Raw genomic sequence first — 803 nt, 5'->3', positions numbered from 1 at the left:
TAAAACGTTAGAGATAGGAAAAGACATCCGAGGCATCATGTGTGAGAGCATGTGATGTTATCAAACCAGAGAGATAATCGAAAGATTATTGAATCAATTGCTTTTAAAGCAGAGAACACAAAAGCCTGTCATCAACGCTATGATGGCAGCGGACCAAGAATACAGGTCAAGCATTAAGAGCGCAGGGTGGATGCTTGGCACTGAGAGCCGATGAAGGACGTGATAAGCTGCGAAAAGCTTCGGGGAGGAGCAAATATCCATTGATCCGGAGATATCCGAATGGGGAAACCCACTTGAGCAAACCTCAAGTATCCATACGCCAATCCATAACGTATGGAAGGGAACCGGGGGAACTGAAACATCTAAGTACCCCGAGGAGAAGAAAGAAACCTCGATTTCCAAAGTAGCGGCGAGCGAAATGGAAAGAGCCCAAACCGTGGTGCGTGCACCGCGGGGTTGTGGACTGCATAAGGTACTCGAATCAATAGCCGAACAGTTTTGGGAAATCTGATCAGAGAGGGTGAAAATCCCGTAGGCGAAATTGATGAGAGGCTGGCAGGATCCAGAGTACCACGAGACACGGGAAACCTTGTGGGAAGCAGGAGGGACCACCCTCCAAGGCTAAATACTCCTCAGTGACCGATAGCGCATAGTACTGTGAAGGAAAGGTGAAAAGGACCCCGGGAGGGGAGTGAAAGAGAACCTGAAACCCTGTGTTTACAAGCTGTGGAAGTGCCTTATGTGCACAACCGCGTACTTTTTGTAGAACGGTCCGGCGAGTTACGTTTACTGGCAAGGTTAAG

General features: G+C 48.7%; 1 rRNA gene. It reads left to right on the top strand.

The features are described from left to right. Positions 1 to 164: 164 nt before the first annotated feature. Positions 165 to 803 (top strand): 23S ribosomal RNA (locus DXA55_RS16905); the annotation flags it as partial.

Source organism: Blautia sp. OF03-13, from assembly GCF_003460685.1.
GTDB lineage: Bacteria > Bacillota > Clostridia > Lachnospirales > Lachnospiraceae > Fusicatenibacter > Fusicatenibacter saccharivorans.
This window is presented reverse-complemented; position numbering and strand designations above follow the sequence as displayed.